Origin of the sequence: Pseudomonas ogarae, assembly GCF_014268695.2 — a bacterium.
Classification (GTDB): Bacteria; Pseudomonadota; Gammaproteobacteria; order Pseudomonadales; family Pseudomonadaceae; genus Aquipseudomonas; species Aquipseudomonas kilonensis.
The window spans coordinates 3,398,481-3,416,968 of the sequence record NZ_CP077086.1 but is presented as its reverse complement, the minus strand read 5'-3'; the positions used below and the strand labels follow the sequence as shown (position 1 = coordinate 3,416,968).

Below are 18,488 nucleotides of genomic sequence, written 5' to 3'. Positions count from 1 at the left end.
TTGACGAGTGCTGAATTTTATTCATGTAGCAGTGACGTTTGCGTTATTGCTCGGCATGTCCACGGGGACCACTCTGAGCCATCGATCGCTGAATCGAACCATAAAAACAATCAGAGGTACCCCTCATGCTTCTTCAAGGCAAAGTCGCGATTATTACTGGCGCTGCATCCGAACGTGGTATCGGCCGCGCAACGGCTGTTACCTTCGCCAGACACGGCGCCCGCGTTGTTATCCTGGATCTCGACGAGTCCGCCGCCCGTGACGCTGCGGCCACCCTCGGCGAAGGCCATCTGGGCCTGGCTGCCAACGTCGCCGATGAGACGCAGGTCAAAGCAGCCGTCGCCAAGGTTATCGAGCACTACGGCCGTATCGACATACTCATCAACAATGCCGGCATCACGCAGCCGATCAAGACCCTGGACATTCGCCCGGGCGATTACGACAAGGTCCTGGATGTAAGCCTGCGCGGCACACTGTTGATGTCGCAGGCGGTCATTCCGGTGATGCGCACTCAGGCTTCGGGCAGCATCGTCTGCATGTCATCCGTATCGGCCCAACGTGGCGGCGGCATTTTCGGCGGCCCGCACTACAGTGCAGCGAAAGCCGGTGTGCTCGGACTGGGCAAGGCCATGGCACGCGAATTTGGCGCGGACAACATTCGCATCAACTCCATCACACCAGGTTTGATCCACACCGACATCACCGGCGGCCTGATGCAGGATGAGCGTCGCCACGCAATCATCGAAAGCATCCCGTTGGGCCGGCTTGGCGCAGCGCAGGATGTTGCCAATGCGGCACTGTTTCTCGCCAGCGACTTGTCCTCCTACCTCACCGGCATCACGCTCGATGTAAACGGCGGCATGTTGATCCACTGACAACAGGTGTCACCACCGCTGTCCATTCAGTTCTGGATCGACGATACGTCGGGCTTCAGGCCCGGCGTTCTATAAAAACAAGAGATCAGACCATCATGATGACCACCATGACGCTCGACGCTGTGTCCACAGTACGCTCCAGCGCGTATCGCAAAACTGCCTGGCGATTGATGCCTTTCCTGATGCTGTGCTACCTGTGCGCTTACCTGGACCGGGTAAATGTCGGGTTTGCAAAGCTTCAGATGATGAACGACCTGTCCCTGAGCGAGACCGTATATGGGCTCGGCGCGGGCATGTTCTTTCTTGGTTATTTTCTCTGCGAAGTGCCAAGCAACCTCATCCTCCACAAGGTCGGTGCCCGTCGCTGGATCGCGCGCATCATGATTTCGTGGGGCATCATCTCCGCCCTCTTCGCCTTCGTAGAAACGGCCTGGCAGTTCTATACACTGCGCTTTCTGCTCGGTATCGCCGAAGCCGGTCTCGCGCCGGGCTTGCTGCTCTACCTCACTTACTGGTTCCCCTCCTACCGCCGCGCAAAAATGACCGTGCTGTGGTTCATCGCCATCCCGCTCTCAGGAATGATCGGCGGGCCGCTCTCAGGCTACATCATGACCCAGTTCGCAGGTTTTCAAGGCTGGGCGGGCTGGCAGTGGATGTTCGTGATCGAAGCCATTCCGACCGTCGTCGTTGGCCTGATGGTGCTGGCTTATCTCAAAGATGGCGTCCACCAGGCGACGTGGCTCACCGATGAAGAAAAAGCGCTGGTCAGCAAAGAACTGGCTGAGGACAACAGCCGCAAAGTCACTCATGCATCGGTCGGGGCGTTCCTGCGGGACCGTCGCCTGTGGATTCTCGCCTGCATCTACTTTTGCGTGGTCATGGGCCAATACGCGATCACCTTTTGGCTGCCGACGCTTATCCGTAACGCAGGCGTAGCCGATCCGATGCACATCGGCTTGCTCACCAGTCTCCCCTACCTGTGCGCCATCGTTGCGATGGTGCTGATGGGGCGTAGCGGCGACAAGCACCAGGAGCGCCGCTGGCACCTGGTCGGGCCAATGATTGCCGGCGCGCTGGGCCTCACGTTGGCGGCGGTGTTCGGTACCAACCTGATGCTGTCGGTGTTGTGCCTGTGCCTTGCAGCAGCAGGCGTGCTGTCGGCGTCTTCACTGTTCTGGATGCTGCCAACAACCTTGCTCGGTGGTGTCTCCGCCGCTGCCGGGATCGCCGGAATCAACAGTTTTGCCAATCTCGCGGGGTTCTGCTCGCCCTACCTGATTGGTTGGATCACCACCACAACCGGTTCGAGCGCCATCGGCATGTACCTGATTACCGGTGTGCTGTGCATCGGTGCCTGTCTGGTGCTGCGCATTCCTGCTGCTTCGGTCAATCGTTGAGTTAACGGAGAATTCCATGACTGTCACATTATCTCGCGCATCGTCCACCACACTGGTGCAGCGCGCCCATAACATTCGCCGCCATGCCTTGCGCATGGGGCAAGTCCAGGGCCAGGGCTATGTTGGTCAGGCGCTGGGGGCGGCAGACTTGCTGGCCGTGTCGTACTTTCATGCCTTGAGCTACAAGCCCGAAGACCCCGAGTGGGAACAGCGTGATCGCTTTTACCTCTCCATTGGCCACTACGCTATCGCGCTGTATGCGGCGTTGATCGAGGCTGAAATCATTCCACTCGATGAGCTTGAAACCTACGGTTCGGATGACAGCCGCCTGCCCATGTCCGGCATGGCCACGTACACCCCCGGCATGGAAATCACCGGTGGCTCGCTGGGCCAGGGACTGGGCATCGCGGTGGGCGCCTGCCTGGGTTTGAAGCGCAAGCAATCCGCCTCATTCGTTTACAACCTGCTATCGGATGGCGAGCTGAATGAGGGCTCCACCTGGGAAGCGGTGATGTCCGCTTCGCACTGGAAACTCGACAACCTGATCGCCATCGTCGACGTGAATAACCAGCAAGCCGACGGACACTCCAGCGAGGTGCTGGCATTTGAACCCATCGTTGACCGATGGCAAGCCTTTGGCTGGTTCACCCAGCGCGTAGACGGCAACGACCTGGACGCATTGGTCAAAGCGTTCGACGCGGCCCGCAGCCATCCCGCCGCACAACCGCGCGTCATCATCTGCGATACCAAGATGGGCAAAGGCGTGCCGTTCCTGGAAACCCGTGAAAAGACTCACTTCATCCGCGTTGACGAGCATGAATGGGATGTGGCGCTGAACAACCTCGAAGAAGGCAAGACAGTATGAACAACACACACAACACTAACGTTCAGGTGCCCGCGGCATTGAAGAAAAAACTGACAACCTCCGCGATGATTGCCTCGATTGCAGCTGAAGGTCAGGCCACCAAATCGGCGCCCTTTGGCCACGCATTGGCCGCCCTCGCAGACCAGCGCCAGGATATCGTGGGCTTATCGGCTGACTTGTCCAAATACACCGATCTGCACATTTTTGCCAAGGCGCACCCGGAGCGTTTCTACCAGATGGGCATGGCCGAGCAGCTGTTGATGAGCGCGGCGGCAGGCATGGCTCGGGAAGGGTTCGTGCCCTTCGCGACCACTTATGCGGTGTTTGCTTCGCGCCGGGCCTATGACTTCATCTGCATGGCGATTGCCGAGGAAAACCTCAACGTCAAAATCGTCTGCGGCCTGCCTGGACTGACCACTGGGTACGGCCCCAGCCACCAGGCAACGGATGATTTGGCAATCTTCCGGGCCATGCCGAACCTGATGATCGTCGATCCCTGCGATGCCCTGGAAATCGAACAGGCAGTGCCCGCCATTGCCGCGCATCAAGGGCCAGTCTACATGCGGTTACTGCGCGGCAACGTACCGCTGGTGCTCGATGAATATGGCTATAAATTCGAGATCGGCAAAGCCAAGACCCTGCGTACGGGCAATGAGGTTTTAATCATTTCCACCGGTTTGATGACAATGCGCGCGTTGGAAGCCGCCAAGGAACTTCAGGCTGATGGCGTGGATGTCGCGGTGCTTCACGTTCCCACCATCAAGCCCTTGGATGAGCAGGCTATTCTGGCTGAGGCCAGAAAGCCGGGACGACTGGTAGTGACTGCCGAAAACCACTCCATCATTGGTGGATTGGGCGAAGCGGTGGCAACCGTGCTGTTGCGCAATGGGGTCACGCCGACGTTCAGGCAAATAGCGCTGCCGGACGCGTTTCTCGATGCTGGCGCGCTGCCGACGTTGCACGATCGCTACGGTATTTCCACCCAGGCTGTGTGCGCGCAGATCAAGGGTTGGTTATAGGGTTTAGAACTTGCTGGGGGCTGAATCAGCCCCTTGGCAAGGAGGTGTTAGTCACATCATTATCTGGCTCCGCCGAACCGACGCGCTTGGCCGCGGACTTCAAGTACAGATACTCGAATCACGCCTGGCGCGGTTAGTCGAGCCGCCCACCATTTTCCCGTGCGTGCTTGATATCTCTGGAGGGTGGGGCTCCGAAACGTCGGGCATATTCGCGGCTGAACTGGGCGACGCTTTCATAGCCGACGCGCAACGCGGCGGTGTTCACGTCTAGCCTATCGGTCAACATCAGGCTGCGCGCGGCTTGCAGCCGCAACGATTTTTGATACTGGATGGGGCTGGTGCCTGTCAGCTTGCGAAACCGGTGATGCAAGGTAGAGCTGGCCATTCCTGATCGTTCGGCGAGCTCGGCCACGTGCAGCGGCTTGTCGTAGTGATATTTCAGCCACTCAATGGCTCTCACGATGCCCTTGTCTCGGTAACCATCGCGAGTGACGCTGCGCAACAAATGCCCCGCTTCACTGAGCAGCAGCCTACCGTATATCTCCCGCTTGATAAGGCCCGACATCAAGCCTGCTTCAAGCGGCCGTTCGATCAGCGTGGCGAGTCGAGCGAACGCATCGAGCATCTCACTCGTCGCCACACCGGATACGAAGCCCCGCGCCTCAGTAGCCATTTCCTGCTTTGGCGATTCCAGGGTCAGGATCACCTCGTTGAGCATGGCAAAATCGAGCTTCAACACAACTGATAAATAAGGGGTCTGCTCGCTAGCCGCGTTAACGCGAGCCAGTGTGGGTATATCGACCGAAGTGACAAAAAACGCCCCTTGCCCGAACTCACAGGCTTGCTCGCCGAACGCGATCTCCTTCGCGCCCTGCAGAATGATGGCCACGCAAGGCTCATAAATGCAGTACTTGGGCGTACCCAGTTCGGCCACTCGATAAAAGGCCAAACCTGGAATCGACGTCGTGCAAGCCTCGGCCAAGCCAATCTGCAAAGTGACTTTTTCGATAAGCCGTCTGAGTGCCTGGAGGCGTTCGTTGGGCTGAGCGGGTTCGTGCACGCTCAGGGAATGCACATGGCTGGAACGGAATTGCGAGAAGGAACCGCTCGTCATTACATGCCCCCCTATTTACGGAATGTTCGAGTCTGCTGAGAGTGTGTGACCAGCACAAGTGCATCGGCAGGATTGTGCAAAAGATATGGCGCATTAGGGTCACCCGGCCAACCCTCGTTGTTCTAACTTCTAGTACGAATACCGGCTTCGATGAACCCGTAAAACCTCAGTCGCGAAAGGAAAGTTGGATGGACAGACGAGATTTTCTTACCTATTCGGCGACGGGTGCTGTTGCAGCCGCTTTGCTGCCAGCATTGAGTGTCGCAAGTTCGGCGGCTACAGCCCCAGCGCCCTCTTCGCTGACAGAGCGCGGAAGCGTGATGCCTACGCAAGGGCGGCTCGTGCGCGCAGACCTGCCCCTCAATCTGCCCTCCCACACAATGAGATACATGACACCTCAACGATTTGGTATGGGTGGGACGCAGATCGGCAATATTTTTGCGCCGATCAGCGACGAACAGGCGGACTTGGTTCTGCAGGCTGCTTGGGATGCGGGTGTAAGGCTTTACGACACGTCGCCGTTCTATGGGTTTGGCTTGAGTGAATATCGTCTGGGCCGCTTCCTTCATGACAAAGATCCAGACGACTATGTGATCTCCACCAAGGTCGGTCGCGTATTGACGGCTGCGGGTGGCCTGCGCGCGGACCATGCCATCTGGAAGTCGCCAGCCCCCTTCAACTACCGATATGACTACACCGCAGCAGGCACGCGACGTTCCGTGGAAGACAGTCTGCAGCGTCTGGGGCTACCACGTATCGATATCGTTTTTATCCACGACATCTCGCCCGATAACACTGAGCTGGAAGGCGGATGGGAAGCGGCATATCGAATTGCGCGCACAGGGGCGATGGTTGAGCTTGAAAAGATGCGTGATGAAGGGCTCATCAAGGCATGGGGCTTCGGCGTCAATACGCCGAACGCCGTGGTTCAGGCACTGGCCAGTAATGACCCGACGCCCGACATCGTGTTGCTCGCCTGCCAGTATTCCCTCCTAGACCACGGCGATGCGTTGCGCAGCACCTTTGCGGCGTTGAAACGAAAAGGCACCAGCATCGTCGTTGGAACCCCTTTGAATGATGGATTTCTGGGCGGTCGCAACCGATATAACTTCAGCCAGGATCTACCTGCCGGTGCGGTAGAAAAGCGCGCGCGAATCATGGCGGTTGCCAGCCGACATGGCATCGACATTCATACTGCCGCCTTGCAGTTTGCAGCGGCACATCCACTAGTGTCCGCGATCATTCCGGGGGCGCGTTCGCCGGGGCAGGTAGTTTCCAATGTACAGGCGATGAAGGTCGGTATTCCGGCAGCCTTTTGGGAGGAGCTGAAGAGCCAGAGTTTGATTGATGCTCAAGTACCGGTTCCTTCCTGAGCTTTATTGGCGTTTTACCGGAGCAAGCTTTAACTTCCTTTCACGACCACCACCTATATCCATAACATTGAGAATTCAAGGACTTTATTCTCCAGCAAATAAACTGTGCACGCGTTCTAATAAGAACGCGAGACTAAGGTCGTAATAAATGAAAACACGAACGTCTCTCATGATTTTCGGCGGCCTACTTGCGCTCTCCAGCAGTGGTCACATACTCGCGGACACACTTGCGCTTAGCGTTCCGTTGCCTGATCCACTCCCACAGTTGAAGGTTCTGACACTCCTTGTAGGTTTACACCTGCTCGGTATGTGTTTCGGTCTCGGCGGGGCGACGATGCTGGACCTCTGGATTTTGCGTTGGATGCGTAGGGGTAGCCTCCCCGTTGAAATCGGACGTACCTTTCACTTCATCAGCGACGCAGTCACTCTTGGACTATGCCTCCTGTGGCTTTCAGGCCTTGGTTTCCTTGCTCTTTATGCGATGGAGTCGCCGGAAAAGTTTGAAAATCCTAAACTCTGGGCGAAGGTCATTGTGGTGGCCGTACTGACCATCAATGGAATAATCATTCACGCGTTTGTGTTGCCAGAAGCGCTGCGCGACTTGAGTCGCCCCTTGCTCTTTGGAGTTTCCCGTAGAAGAGCTACCTTGTTTCTCGCATCAGGTGCAGTTTCGGGTGTGTCTTGGTACACAGCTTTTGCCTTCGGCATTCTTCGCGAGTTAAACAATAGTGTCACCTTCACTCTCTTGGTCATCATGTGGCTTACGCTGATAATAACCGCCTCTCTCGCAGCCATTCTGCTCTGGTTAAACTCTGCAGCGAAAGTAAGAAAACGTCCTTCGTTCAGTCCTCCGACTTAAAAATAAAGGTCATCTTGGACATTGCTTGTAACTGCCCGGGCAATTGAGGCGAATCCAGCCACCTGCACGGAGTATCCATGACGCTGCTTGCGTACGACTCGCGGCGCAATGTAGAAGATGCATACGGAAAATTCATCCCCACCGCAAAAGCGCACCTGGCCGCGCTCAATCGCTTCACGACTGGCATTCAGGCGCTCTTTCCAAATCTCCGCAACGGAGGTCTTCTGGTAGCGGGCGAACGCCCGCGTAACGGTTCGAGTGGATACATTGTGCGCCTGGGCGATGACCTCAATCGACAGGTCCGGCTCGGTCAAATGCCGTTGGATGTACTTCATGATGCGACGCCCCTTCTTGCAGGCTGATCCCATTTGACCGAGGTAGAGGTGTTCCATGTTCGCCACCCGCTGGGTATTGGTGCCGCTCGCCGACAGGCCGGAACAACCTGATCAGGCGCCCTCCCCGACCGACCACGGCCGCATCCGCGCCTACTGGGTTCAAGCATCAGGACGCTCCGCCATGCAACCGCTCGACGCTTCCCGCTGCCAGGCCCGGTGCATGAGATCGATGACTTCTTCGTCCGAAGTCTGGGCAAAACTCAAATACCAGTAACCGATCGACATCATCCACTCGGGAATGAGCGGGCAAATCACTTCATTCACTTCGCAGCGCAAAGCCTCGACCGTTTCCAGCGGAGCAACCGGCACCGCGACAACGATGCGCGCCGGGGACTGCGCGCGTACCGCATGGACCGCAGCCATCATGGAGGAACCGGTTGCCATACCGTCGTCGACCAGGATCACGACCTGGTCCTTGAGCTGCAACGGCGGGCGGTTTCCTCGATACACCTGTTCACGCCGGGACAATTCCTGCGTTTCCCGGGCGACCACGGCCTCGAAACTGGCGCGATCGATCGGATGCACCCGCAACGCGTCGTCATTGAGGATTTGTATGCCACCGCTGGCAATGGCGCCCATGGCAAACTCCGGGTGCGACGGGATGCCGAGCTTGCGCACCAACATCAGGTCCAGGCGAACCTTCAGGGCGGTAGCGACTTCATAAGCCACCGGGACGCCACCACGGGGCAAGGCGAGGACGATGACGTCAGGTCTGTTGGCGTACTTGAGCAAGGGTTCCACCAGTCGCCGCCCGGCCTCGGTGCGGTTCGGCAAAGTGGTTTGCAATGAGGGGCTCTGAATCATGGGAACCTCCTGAGGCAATGATGCTGTCGCTTCGATATGGACGATCCTGGCCGCGCTAGATGGCTAGAACGCTACAAGGCACCTGGTAGAGGATATGTTCGGTCGTGCTGCCCAAAAGCTTTTCCAGGCCATGGGACTGGACCCTGCCCATCACAATCACATCCATATGCTGCTCATCGGCGAACGCACTCAGCACCGCCACAGGGTGCCCTTCAATGAAATGACGTCGGTCAGCGGCCACGCCATATCGGTCAGCCAGGTCGAAAAAGGATGTTTCATGTTCTTTGCGCAACTGCGCGCCAAGATCCGAGAGCGTTAGACCGCCGCCGCCCATATCGCCCATGTACACCATCGAGATGTCGCAGGCGTACAGCAGGTGCAACTCGGCATCACATTGGATGGCGAGCCCGCATGCCTGCTGGATGATCCGCTCATTGAGCTCGTTGTCCTGCGCCAGGGTATTGGACGCATCGACCGCCGCCACGACCTTGCGCGGCAGGGGCAGGTCACCTTCACTCAGCAGGTACACCGGTACCGGGCAGTGACGCAGCAAGCGCCAGTCCAGCGGGGTGAGAAAAGCCCGCTTTACCGCTGATTCGTGCTGCACCTGCTTGATCAGCAGGTCGGGCTGCATTTCGGCGACGTGATCGAGGATGTCTTGTTGCATGTCATCGGCCCAGGTCACCTCCGCGGTCACCTCGATGCCTCTTTCGCGCAGGTGATTCGCCTGGCTTTTGAGCCAATCGCGATGGTCTTGCAGGTAGCCTTCGCGCGCCTGTTCCCGGTCACCCTCTTCAAGCAGTGACAACAGTTTCCAGGACGGGATCAAGGCCGCGATGTGCAAGCTCGCACCGCTGGCCTTGGCCAGGGCCGCAGCGTGTTCCAGGGCTTGGGACTGGCGCAGGGCCGGGTTGATGATCAGCAATAACCGTTGATACTGGCTCATGATCGGACTCCATGGAACTTGCACGTTTGTCACTGCCTGCCACGGCGGGCCGCTGTCGTGTTTGCCGCTGCAACGGGCATCTTCGTTGTAGGTTCACCATCCTCCGTCAGGGCAACCGTGACGTTGATATATATCAAGTACCATCGTCAGCCAGGCATTCAACGGCTCATGCGCTTGATCAGATAGACATCACCTGAAGCTTGCGATCAAGGTCGATGAAACCATCGGCCTGCCAGTCCCAATCCTGGGCTTGGGCTGCATCGGGGGCAGGTGCTCCACCGTACTCCATGGGCCGGTCGATATAGGCCGTCATCAGGCCGCAATCCCTGGCGGCAGCAAGATCGCTGTGATGACAGGCCACCAGGCAGAGTTCAGCGGGTTTGATGTCCAGTGCCCTGGCCGTGGACAGGTAGGCGGCAGGATCCGGTTTGTAGGTTTGCGCGAATTCCGCCCCCAGCAGCGCGTCCCACTGCAAACCGTTGTAGCGGTTCATGGCGATCATCAAGGCCACATTGGCATTGGACAAGGTCACCACAGCAAAGCGTCGGCGCAGCAAGGCCAGGCCCTCGGCCACGTCAGGCCAAGGGTCCAGGCGACGCCAGCCATGGGCAAGCGTGTGCAATGCCTCGGGGGCAAGCTGGTCGACTTCCAGGCCGTAATTCGTCAACAACTGAACCAGCGTCTCGTAGTGCAATGTGTCCAGCACGACGAAGCCTCCATGCCCCTTGATGCACTCGCGCAGCGCTGGCGCATACAATCGGCGCCATTGCATTGCAAATTCTGCGGGGCTGACAGCGGGCAAGTAGGTCGACACGAATGGACTCGCCTCACGTGCGATGCCTGAATGCCAGTCAACTACGGTACCGAACACATCGAATGCCAACGCTCGTGGAAGCGTCATCGCAAGACTCCTCTGCTATTTAGGTCCAGCCTGGCACACCGGCCGCCGAGGCTCTGGAACGCGGGAACCCAATGAGCTTAGCCTTATCCTTTTCAAGCGCCATCGATACTGCGCCGCTCCTATAGCTTGTGACTGCCCAACACCCAATACCGTTGCGGCGCTACTTTGCGCAGTCGCGCCGCGAGGAACACGCCAGCCAGCAGGGCTGCGGGAATGATGGCGCAGAGGCCGTACGACAAGGCCTTGCTCGCGCCCGTCAGCACATCGAAATGCACCACCGCGATAAACAGGACCGCCAGTAGCGCAATGCAAGAGAACCCCGGGAAAATCCGTCCACGCCAGATTCCCAGCTTGAGCTCGGGGTGGCGCTGGGCAAAGACCCAGACCGCGGCGGACGTGAGCGCCATCAGCAAAATCACGCAAAGCGTCGCCAGGTTGGACAGCCAGGCGAACAGCTGCAGGATCGGATCGGCATCCATCGCGGCGAAAATCAGCACGACCACGGCGGAGATCAAGCTCTGCAACGCCGAGCCCATGTGCGGGCTCTGATGGACGCGATGGGTGGTCCCCAACCGGCTGGGTAGCAAGCCGTCACGCCCGATGGCGTAGAAATAACGGGCCGCGGCATTGTGGAACGCCAGCAGCCCGGCGTAGATGCTGACCATGAACAGCACGCGGATGACCTGAGTCAGGTGCGGGCCGACAAAGTGATCGGACATGCCATAGATAAACGTCGTCGGGTCCTGCAAGGCCTGAAGCGTGGAGACGATTTTGTCCGCCCCGACGCCAATCACCATCGACCAGACCGACAGCGCGTAGAACCCACCGATCAGCAAGACCGAACAGTAGGTGGCAATCGGGATCGTACGTTGCGGGTTCTTGGCCTCTTCACCGTAGATGGTGGTGGCCTCGAAGCCGATAAACGCGGCGAAACAGAACAGCAGGCCGATCGACGGAGTGCCGCTGAACACGTGGCGGCCCGCAAACGCGTCGAGATTGATGCCACTGTCGCCGCCGGTCCTGAGAATGGCGAAGTCCAGGAGCAGGATCGCCAGATATTCGGCGATCACAATGACCGACAACACCCGCGCCGACAGATCGATCTTGCGATAGCCGAGAATCGCAATGCTGGCCATCGCCATCAGCGAATACGACCACCAAGGCAACACCAGGCCGAACACGCTTTCCATCGTGCCGCTGACCACCCCACCGAACATGCCATACAGGCCGACCTGGAGGATGTTGTAGGCAAACATCGCCAGCACCCCCGCCGCCCCACCGGCCAGGCCACCCAGACCGCGCGAGGTGAACGCATAGAAACCGCCAGCGTTGGTGACGTGCCGGGACATGGTCGTGTAGCCCACCGAGAACGCCAGTAACACCAGCAGAGCCAGGATCAGCAACGCCGGCGTGCCGGCACCGTTGCCCAGCATGATGCCAATGGGAAAGCCGCCGGCGATGACACTCAAGGGGCTCGCCGCCGAAACCACGAAGAAGATGATGAAGCCGACACCCAGGGCCCCACGCTTGAGCTCCGTGGAGCTGTTGACCGGGAGAGGTACACTCATGTTTTCTTGACCTTATTGTATGAGGCAGGCGCTGTAGGATCGATGCAGTCAACCACTCACCGTCACCGAATAGCGTTATTGTTCTTGTCGCACGCTGGATTCGATCCTATGCCTCTCCCTGAACACCCCACTATCCCAAATCGGTAACCAGAGGCCTCTTCTCAAAAAAACAGATGACCGTTATCCGTCCACCGGTATTCAGGCAGGCGCGCGGTCGTTGATGGCCGCACGGGCCGTATGGGAAGGCAACTCGGCGAACAGTTCCTGGTATTGCGCTGCAAAATGGCTGAGGTGATAGAAACCCCATTGGGCGGCGGCATCGCCGATCGAGAGATGCGACGCCCGGGTGGACATCAAGGTCCGGCGTACACCGTTGAGCCGCACGGAGCGCAGGTAATTGAGCGGGGTCGTCTCGGCAACCGAGCGGAAGCTGTTCTGCACGGTACGTCGACTCACCTGGAGTCGCTGGCACAACTCGTCGACGCTGGGCACGTTGTTCAGCTCTGCGGTCGCCAGGCGATGGCATTTCTCGACAATGAAGCTGCGCGTGGAGCTTGGCGAACGCTGCTGCTTGTCACAGGCCGGGTCGGTCATGAGTTGCAGCAGTTCGTCGAGCATGGCCTGTTCCAGTTCCAGCTCCCGATCTTGCGCATTGTCGAGTTCTTCGTTCGAGAGCGCCTGGGAGAATGCCGCCAGCATCCGACGTCGAGCGTCAGCGTAGCGTTGCGCGGGGAGCCTGATTACGGGTTGGCGGAGTAACTGGCTGATTTCCTTGGCCGACGCGGTTTGCGCCAACGCCTGCTCGAACAACTCACGTTCGAAGGTGATCGCCAGCAGCTCCATGCCCATCGGCATGTGGAACATGAACTCTTCGCCACCATGAAGAAAGAACAGGCTGCTCTCGTCCACCTCCCGACCCTGCATCCGAATAGAACCCGGGACGGTGATGGGCACGGCAAAGCACATCTTGCCTCGGGGGGCCACGCCATGCTGCACCACGCGTTGGTTGATCTGCTCGCGGAATACGTGGCAACGCCCTGTCGACAACTGGATGAGCGAACTCTCGGCCGTACCAGCGGTTAACTGGTTGTAGTCCTGGTTCCACTCCTGGACGGTGGCGGCGTGGACATGGATGTCACGAAAATGGCTGATGTTCTGATTTTTCATGATGACGAAAGCCTCGGCCAATATTCTTGTTCTTAGAATGCCTCGTTGCGCGATATTCTCACAATAAGAGAATTATGCAAATTCTCTTTAAATCATGTCAGTGCGCTGGTGCTGCCCCTCTAGACGGCCCGCCCAATGTGCCGATTCGGGCTACCGGCCGGGCACGGGCCACGAGGATGATCGGGACACTGAAACCGACATCCTGAGAGACCGTCATGAGTGAAGCCAAACTAGAATCCCTCCATTTCGCCGATGCCCCGCAAATTACCACCGCCATTCCCGGCCCAAGGACCACCGAGGCCCTGGCGCTGTCGGCGCGTACCGGGTCGATGGCTCGCGGCGGCGCACGCATGCCTGTGGCCATGGACCGGGCCTTCGGCGCGACCTTCAAGGACGCCGATGGCAACACCTACATCGACCTGTCCGCTGGCGTGGGCGTCAGCAGCGTAGGCCGTTGCCATCCGAAGGTGGTGCAGGCCATTCGCGAACAGTCCGAAGTGCTGATGCATGCCTTGGAAGTCAACAGCACCCGGCGCACCGAACTGGCCGCCAAGCTCTCCGAGATCGCGCCCGACGGCTTGCGCGGTGACTGCATCACCTTCTTCACGCAAAGCGGCAGCGATGCGCTGGAAGCGGCGATCAAGTTCGCCAAACGCGTCACCGGGCGGCACCAGATCATCGCCTTCCACGGCGGCTACCACGGCGTGTGGAACGCCTCCGGTGCGCTGACCACAGGCACGGCCTACCGCAAGGGCTACGGCGCCCAGATGGGCGGGGTCATTCATGCGCCCTACCCTTATGCCTATCGTTTCCCCTTCGACACCACGCACAAAAGCGCCGAGCAGATTGCCGGCGACTACGTGGATTACCTGCTGAATACCCCCTACACCGCCGCCGATGACGTGGCCGCCGTGATCGTGGAACCGGTGCAGGGCGAAGGCGGTTACGTGCCACCCTCACCCGAGTTCCTGCAACTGTTGCGCAAAGCCTGCGATCGCAGCGGCGCACTGCTGATCGTCGATGAAGTGCAGTCCGGCGCGGGACGTACCGGCAAGATGTGGGCGGTCGAGCACTCGGGCGTGAAGCCCGACATGCTCACCTTCGGCAAGGGCATCGGCAGCGACTTGCCGATGGCGGGCCTGATCATGCGTTCGGACCTGGCAGCCGCGATTCCTGACGGATCAATGCCCAACACCTTCGCCGCCAACTCGTTGTCTGCAGCGGTGGCGCTGACCAACATCAGCATCCTCCAGGACCCGGAGCTCGATCTGCTCAACCGCGCTCACACGCTGGGGCTCGAAGCGCAGGAACGTATCCGTGGCTTCGACAGCCCGTTGGTCGGTGAAGTCCGCGGTCGCGGCCTGATGATTGGGATTGAGCTGGTCGAGGACCCGGTCACCAAGGCGCCACTGGCACCGGAGAAGATCGGCCAACTCATGGGTTACCTGCTGAGCCACGGCGTGCTGATGATTCCCTGCGGGCGCTACAGCAACGTGATGCGTGTCATGCCTTCGTTGACGATCTCACGGGCGTTGTTCTTCAAGGCACTGGACATCTTTGGCGACGCCCTGGCCTCCCTCAAGGGATGAGATGTGCACACCCCGCCTACTCCACATCACTTGAGGGACTGCAAAATGACTCAACACTTGAACCACTTCATCGAAGGCGCGTCCTTCGAGGCCTCCGACGGGCGTCGCATCACACTCGTCGACCCCGTGACAGAACAGATCTACGGCAGCTCCGCGCGGGGCACCGCCGAGGACGTGGACCGTGCCGTAGCGGCGGCACTCAGCCAACTTGAAGGTGGCGCCTGGAGCCAGCTCGACGGCGCCCAGCGTGCACGACTGTTGTCGAAGCTGGCGGACCTGGTGGAGCGCGACACCGACGTGCTGGCTGACCTGGACGCCAATGCCATCGGGCGCTCACCGATCGAGCCGCGCCGGCTGGACGTACCCAACGCCATCGCCAACCTGCGCGCCGCCGCCGGCTGGGCCAACCAGCTGGAGGGCCGCACCATTCCCACCGGCGGCTACTTCGGCACCAAGGCCCTCTCGTACACGATCCGGGAGCCGGTGGGCGTGGTTGGCGCCATCGTTCCCTGGAACTCGCCGCTGATGATCACAGTCTGGAAGCTCGCCGCTTTGCTGGCGGCCGGCTGCACCGTGGTCATCAAGCCTTCGGAAGAGACGCCACAGTCGGCCCTGCACCTGGCGGCGCTGGCTCAGGAAGCGGGCTTCCCTGACGGCGTGATCAACGTGGTCACCGGCTACGGCAACGAGGTGGGGCGCGCTTTGTGCGAGCACCCACACGTCGCCAAGATCAGCTTCACCGGCAGCCCCGAGGCCGGACGCGAAATCCAACGCACCGCTGGTGTACTTTTCAAGCACGTGGCACTGGAGCTGGGCGGCAAGAGCCCACAGATTGTCTTCGACGACGCCTCGTTCGAGGACGCGCTGTTCGGCTGCTCGCTCGGCCTGTTCGCCAACCAGGGACAGGTCTGCGCGGCTGGCTCGCGCATCCTGGTCCAACGCAACATCGCGGATCGCTTCGCCGCAGCGCTTGCCGATGCCGCGCGAGCCGTCAAGGTCGGCGACCCTCGCCAACCCGACATACAGATGGGGCCGGTGGCCAAGAAGGCGCAATTGGATCGCGTCAACCGCTACATCCAACTGGGCATCGACCAAGGTGCCACCCTGTTGGCCGGCGGCGTATCAAGCCCTGAGCGGGGCTGGTTTGTCCGCCCGACGATCTTCGCCCATGCCAGCAATGACATGGCGATCGCCCGGGACGAGATCTTCGGCCCCGTCGGCACGGTGATCACGTTCGACAGCGAGGACGAGGCGATCGCGCTGGCCAACGATTCCAACTACGGCCTGGCGGCCACGGTCTGGACAAGCGACCTGGTGCGAGCGCACCGCGTCGCCGCAGCGGTCAAGGCCGGTGCCGTGGGCATCAACTGCTGGAGCCCGTTGGACGCCAACCTGCCCTGGGGCGGCGTCAAGTCCAGTGGCGTTGGCCGTGAAGGCGGATTTAGCGGCGCGTTGGCCTATACCGAGGAGAAAGTCATTACCGTATTGCTACCCAGCTGAGAACAAAAAACCGCACTGACCGGACCACCCCTGTGTCGTAGAGGGTGGCCGTTCAAACGTGCATTTCCGATGCCTTGATGATGGATGGAGAGACCGCGATGAATCCGACAAATCAAACAATAATTGATCGGTATCCGACGTCCCTGCGGATTTTGCACTGGGTGCGCGCCGTGCTCATCGCCGGCCTCCTCTGGGCAGGCTGGCACATGACCGGGCTCGATGACGAAGTGGCAAGCAAATATGAGCTCTATTACCCGTGGCACAAATCCTTTGGGGTGCTGGCATTCCTGGTGGTGCTGGTCCAGATCGCCCTACGGGTGAAAACGGCCAGGCTGCCACAACCGCCAGAGACGCTTGCGCGATATGAGCGGGTTTCGTCAAGGCTCGCGCACCGTACCTTGTATGCGCTGTTGGTGATCGTGCCGTTGATGGGCTATTCGATGTCGAGTACCTACACGATGAGTGACGGGGTGTTCTTTTTTGGGGTGAACCTTCCCGAGCTGCTGGCCAAGAATGACGACTGGTTCGTCGTCTTTCAATGGCTGCACAAAGTGCTCGCCTATACGCTGCTCGGTCTGATCCTGGTGCATATTGCCGGCGCCCTCAAGCACCGATTTTATGACCGTGACCCTCGAAACGACGTCCTGCGCCGCATGCTGTGACGCTGACTTGACGAGGCATCGGCGCGGTCCCCAGATGTTCAGCGCTGAGCCTTTGCCCCACCTTCGGCACCTACGACAAACAAGAACGCCAGCCCCAGGGCAACTTCCACCAGCACCGCTGGCAAGATGCCCGACTCCACATGCCCCACGGCCCACTCGCCCAGCCCCAGCAGCGCAAGCAGCAGGCACGTGGTGACAAACCCCGCCACCACGGCGGTTCGTCCCGGCGAGGGCGGCGCATTGCGTGCCAACAGCAACGCGACACCAATGCCCACGTAGAGTGGTGCCGCACGCCGGCCTACCAACCCCGTGGTACCGCCATCGAAGATCACGCCCCAATTGGCCAGCAACGTGGCCGGCGCGAACAACCAGATGGCCGCCAACGCAAAAAACAACAGCGCCGAAAAGCTCGCCAGGTAGCGAAAAGCGCGAGAAGCGTTGCTCATGCATTCACGTCCACGACGGTGCGCCCGCGCACCTTGCCTTCCAGTACCCGAGCGGCAACGGCCGGCACCTCTGCCAAGCCAACCATCTGGGTGGTGCGGGCCAGCTTGCTCAAATCAAGGTCCTGGGCGAGTCGCGACCATGCCTGCAGGCGCACCGCTTGCGGAGCATTGACCGAATCGATACCGGCCAGGGTCACGTTGCGCAGGATGAAAGGCAGTACCGAGCCGGGCAGATCCGCGCCCTGGGCCAGGCCGAAGGCAGCGACAACGCCGCGATATTGGGTCTGTGCCAAGGCATTGGTCAAAGTGTGGCTGCCCACTGAATCAATGACGCCAGCCCAACGCTCCTTGGCGATTGGCGCGCCCGGCTGCGACAAGGTGTTGCGGTCGATGACCTGCGTCGCCCCAAGGTCGCGCAAGTAGTCGCCCTCCTCTTGCCGTCCGGTCGAGGCGATCACTCGATAGCCCAGGCCCGACAGCAGCGCGATGGCCACCGAGCCGGCGCCGCCGCTGGCGCCGGTGACCAGGATATCGCCTCGATCCGGGGTCAGCCCGCCATGCTCCAATGCCAGGACACTGAGCATCGCCGTGTAGCCTGCGGTGCCGATGGCCATGGCCGCCTGGGTCGAGAATACCTCCGGGACTTTTACCAGCCAGTCACCGCTCACCCGCGCCTTCTGCGCAAAGCCGCCGTGGTGGGTCTGGCTCAGCCCCCAGCCGTTGACCAGCACCCGGTCACCGGCCTCGAACCCCGGATGGCTGGACGTCTCGACGATACCGGCGAAGTCGATGCCCGGAATCAGCGGAAACTGGCGAATGACGGGGGAGCGTCCGCTCAGGGCCATGGCGTCCTTGTAGTTCACGGTCGAAAACTCGATCGCGACAGTGACGTCACCGGGCATCAGGTCCTCGTCCTTGAAGTCGACCAGGTGGGTCGAGATCGCGTCACCGGTTTTGCTCGAGAGCAGCGCTTTGAATGTCATGGTTTTTATCCTGTTCGTTCAAACG

Annotated in this window: 17 protein-coding genes and 1 pseudogene; 9 read left to right on the top strand and 9 right to left on the bottom strand. The window is 59.9% G+C overall.

Annotated elements, in window-relative coordinates; genetic code table 11:
- Positions 1-125 precede the first annotated feature (125 nt).
- The 4 genes from HU749_RS14905 (at position 126) to HU749_RS14890 (ending at position 4,156) form a co-directional block, all read left to right on the top strand.
- Positions 126-875: an SDR family NAD(P)-dependent oxidoreductase gene (locus HU749_RS14905; protein WP_095962116.1), complete on the top strand. Its 750-nt coding sequence runs from the start codon at positions 126-128 to the stop codon at positions 873-875.
- A 95-nt stretch (positions 876-970) separates the two neighbouring features.
- The gene (locus HU749_RS14900; RefSeq protein ID WP_046064289.1) at positions 971-2,272 is read left to right on the top strand and encodes an MFS transporter; all 1,302 of its coding nucleotides are present in this window, start codon (positions 971-973) and stop codon (positions 2,270-2,272) included.
- Positions 2,273-2,288: 16 nt separating this feature from the next.
- Positions 2,289-3,137 carry a transketolase gene (locus tag HU749_RS14895; RefSeq protein WP_079304729.1) on the top strand — a complete coding sequence of 283 codons (849 nt, stop codon included), beginning with the start codon at positions 2,289-2,291 and terminating at the stop codon, positions 3,135-3,137.
- Positions 3,134-4,156, top strand: coding sequence for a transketolase family protein (locus HU749_RS14890; RefSeq protein ID WP_079304731.1), 1,023 nt, complete (start codon positions 3,134-3,136; stop codon positions 4,154-4,156). The genes HU749_RS14895 and HU749_RS14890 overlap by 4 nt, the downstream gene beginning before the upstream one ends.
- A gap of 133 nt (positions 4,157-4,289) precedes the next feature.
- Here HU749_RS14890 and HU749_RS14885 read toward each other — a convergent pair whose 3' ends face one another.
- Positions 4,290-5,270, bottom strand: a complete 981-nt coding sequence (locus tag HU749_RS14885) for an AraC family transcriptional regulator (protein ID WP_172436032.1) — start codon at positions 5,268-5,270, stop codon at positions 4,290-4,292.
- Positions 5,271-5,659: 389 nt separating this feature from the next.
- Between HU749_RS14885 and HU749_RS14880 the strand changes: the two genes are divergently transcribed.
- Entirely contained in the window at positions 5,660-6,643 is a 984-nt protein-coding gene (locus HU749_RS14880) for an aldo/keto reductase (protein WP_186651086.1), read from the top strand.
- A gap of 148 nt (positions 6,644-6,791) precedes the next feature.
- Entirely contained in the window at positions 6,792-7,502 is a 711-nt protein-coding gene (locus tag HU749_RS14875) for a hypothetical protein (protein WP_172436030.1), read from the top strand.
- A 149-nt stretch (positions 7,503-7,651) separates the two neighbouring features.
- Here the strand turns inward: HU749_RS14875 and HU749_RS14870 are convergent.
- The 6 genes and pseudogenes from HU749_RS14870 to HU749_RS14845 all read right to left on the bottom strand — a co-directional run.
- Positions 7,652-7,843: pseudogene (locus HU749_RS14870) on the bottom strand (helix-turn-helix domain-containing protein); the annotation flags it as partial.
- Between the two features lie 153 nt (positions 7,844-7,996).
- Positions 7,997-8,701, bottom strand: coding sequence for a phosphoribosyltransferase (locus tag HU749_RS14865; protein ID WP_079304739.1), 705 nt, complete (start codon positions 8,699-8,701; stop codon positions 7,997-7,999).
- A 55-nt stretch (positions 8,702-8,756) separates the two neighbouring features.
- Positions 8,757-9,647 carry a universal stress protein gene (locus HU749_RS14860; RefSeq protein ID WP_079304741.1) on the bottom strand — a complete coding sequence of 297 codons (891 nt, stop codon included), beginning with the start codon at positions 9,645-9,647 and terminating at the stop codon, positions 8,757-8,759.
- 178 nt (positions 9,648-9,825) lie between these two features.
- Positions 9,826-10,548, bottom strand: a complete 723-nt coding sequence (locus HU749_RS14855; RefSeq protein WP_079304743.1) for a haloacid dehalogenase type II — start codon at positions 10,546-10,548, stop codon at positions 9,826-9,828.
- Positions 10,549-10,667: 119 nt separating this feature from the next.
- Positions 10,668-12,116 (bottom strand): APC family permease, encoded by a 1,449-nt coding sequence (locus tag HU749_RS14850; protein WP_079304745.1) that lies wholly within the window; start codon positions 12,114-12,116, stop codon positions 10,668-10,670.
- Positions 12,117-12,314: 198 nt separating this feature from the next.
- Positions 12,315-13,283 carry a helix-turn-helix domain-containing protein gene (locus HU749_RS14845; RefSeq protein ID WP_046064340.1) on the bottom strand — a complete coding sequence of 323 codons (969 nt, stop codon included), beginning with the start codon at positions 13,281-13,283 and terminating at the stop codon, positions 12,315-12,317.
- Positions 13,284-13,498: 215 nt separating this feature from the next.
- On the opposite strand from HU749_RS14845, the gene HU749_RS14840 reads away from it, so the two are divergent.
- The 3 genes from HU749_RS14840 (at position 13,499) to HU749_RS14830 (ending at position 17,034) form a co-directional block, all read left to right on the top strand.
- Positions 13,499-14,872, top strand: a complete 1,374-nt coding sequence (locus HU749_RS14840; RefSeq protein WP_186651088.1) for an aspartate aminotransferase family protein — start codon at positions 13,499-13,501, stop codon at positions 14,870-14,872.
- Between the two features lie 45 nt (positions 14,873-14,917).
- Positions 14,918-16,372 carry an aldehyde dehydrogenase family protein gene (locus tag HU749_RS14835; protein WP_095974259.1) on the top strand — a complete coding sequence of 485 codons (1,455 nt, stop codon included), beginning with the start codon at positions 14,918-14,920 and terminating at the stop codon, positions 16,370-16,372.
- A gap of 98 nt (positions 16,373-16,470) precedes the next feature.
- Positions 16,471-17,034 (top strand): cytochrome b, encoded by a 564-nt coding sequence (locus HU749_RS14830; protein ID WP_079304749.1) that lies wholly within the window; start codon positions 16,471-16,473, stop codon positions 17,032-17,034.
- A gap of 38 nt (positions 17,035-17,072) precedes the next feature.
- On the opposite strand, the gene HU749_RS14825 is transcribed toward HU749_RS14830, so the two are convergent.
- Entirely contained in the window at positions 17,073-17,480 is a 408-nt protein-coding gene (locus HU749_RS14825; protein ID WP_095974260.1) for a hypothetical protein, read from the bottom strand.
- The gene (gene acuI, locus HU749_RS14820; RefSeq protein ID WP_095974261.1) at positions 17,477-18,463 is read right to left on the bottom strand and encodes an acrylyl-CoA reductase (NADPH); all 987 of its coding nucleotides are present in this window, start codon (positions 18,461-18,463) and stop codon (positions 17,477-17,479) included. Before acuI ends, HU749_RS14825 begins: the two co-directional genes overlap by 4 nt.
- Positions 18,464-18,488 lie beyond the last annotated feature (25 nt).

Excerpts from the sequence above, each read along its gene's own strand:
- HU749_RS14850 (WP_079304745.1), bottom strand. The coding sequence starts at position 12,116 with ATGAGTGTACCTCTCCCGGTCAACAGCTCCACGGAGCTCAAGCGTGGG.
- HU749_RS14865 (WP_079304739.1), bottom strand. The coding sequence starts at position 8,701 with ATGATTCAGAGCCCCTCATTGCAAACCACTTTGCCGAACCGCACCGAG.
- HU749_RS14840 (WP_186651088.1), top strand. The coding sequence starts at position 13,499 with ATGAGTGAAGCCAAACTAGAATCCCTCCATTTCGCCGATGCCCCGCAA.
- HU749_RS14855 (WP_079304743.1), bottom strand. The coding sequence starts at position 10,548 with ATGACGCTTCCACGAGCGTTGGCATTCGATGTGTTCGGTACCGTAGTT.
- HU749_RS14875 (WP_172436030.1), top strand. The coding sequence starts at position 6,792 with ATGAAAACACGAACGTCTCTCATGATTTTCGGCGGCCTACTTGCGCTC.
- HU749_RS14845 (WP_046064340.1), bottom strand. The coding sequence starts at position 13,283 with ATGAAAAATCAGAACATCAGCCATTTTCGTGACATCCATGTCCACGCC.
- HU749_RS14885 (WP_172436032.1), bottom strand. The coding sequence starts at position 5,270 with ATGACGAGCGGTTCCTTCTCGCAATTCCGTTCCAGCCATGTGCATTCC.
- HU749_RS14830 (WP_079304749.1), top strand. The coding sequence starts at position 16,471 with ATGAATCCGACAAATCAAACAATAATTGATCGGTATCCGACGTCCCTG.
- HU749_RS14860 (WP_079304741.1), bottom strand. The coding sequence starts at position 9,647 with ATGAGCCAGTATCAACGGTTATTGCTGATCATCAACCCGGCCCTGCGC.
- acuI (WP_095974261.1), bottom strand. The coding sequence starts at position 18,463 with ATGACATTCAAAGCGCTGCTCTCGAGCAAAACCGGTGACGCGATCTCG.
- HU749_RS14895 (WP_079304729.1), top strand. The coding sequence starts at position 2,289 with ATGACTGTCACATTATCTCGCGCATCGTCCACCACACTGGTGCAGCGC.
- HU749_RS14905 (WP_095962116.1), top strand. The coding sequence starts at position 126 with ATGCTTCTTCAAGGCAAAGTCGCGATTATTACTGGCGCTGCATCCGAA.
- HU749_RS14890 (WP_079304731.1), top strand. The coding sequence starts at position 3,134 with ATGAACAACACACACAACACTAACGTTCAGGTGCCCGCGGCATTGAAG.
- HU749_RS14880 (WP_186651086.1), top strand. The coding sequence starts at position 5,660 with ATGACACCTCAACGATTTGGTATGGGTGGGACGCAGATCGGCAATATT.
- HU749_RS14825 (WP_095974260.1), bottom strand. The coding sequence starts at position 17,480 with ATGAGCAACGCTTCTCGCGCTTTTCGCTACCTGGCGAGCTTTTCGGCG.
- HU749_RS14835 (WP_095974259.1), top strand. The coding sequence starts at position 14,918 with ATGACTCAACACTTGAACCACTTCATCGAAGGCGCGTCCTTCGAGGCC.
- HU749_RS14900 (WP_046064289.1), top strand. The coding sequence starts at position 971 with ATGATGACCACCATGACGCTCGACGCTGTGTCCACAGTACGCTCCAGC.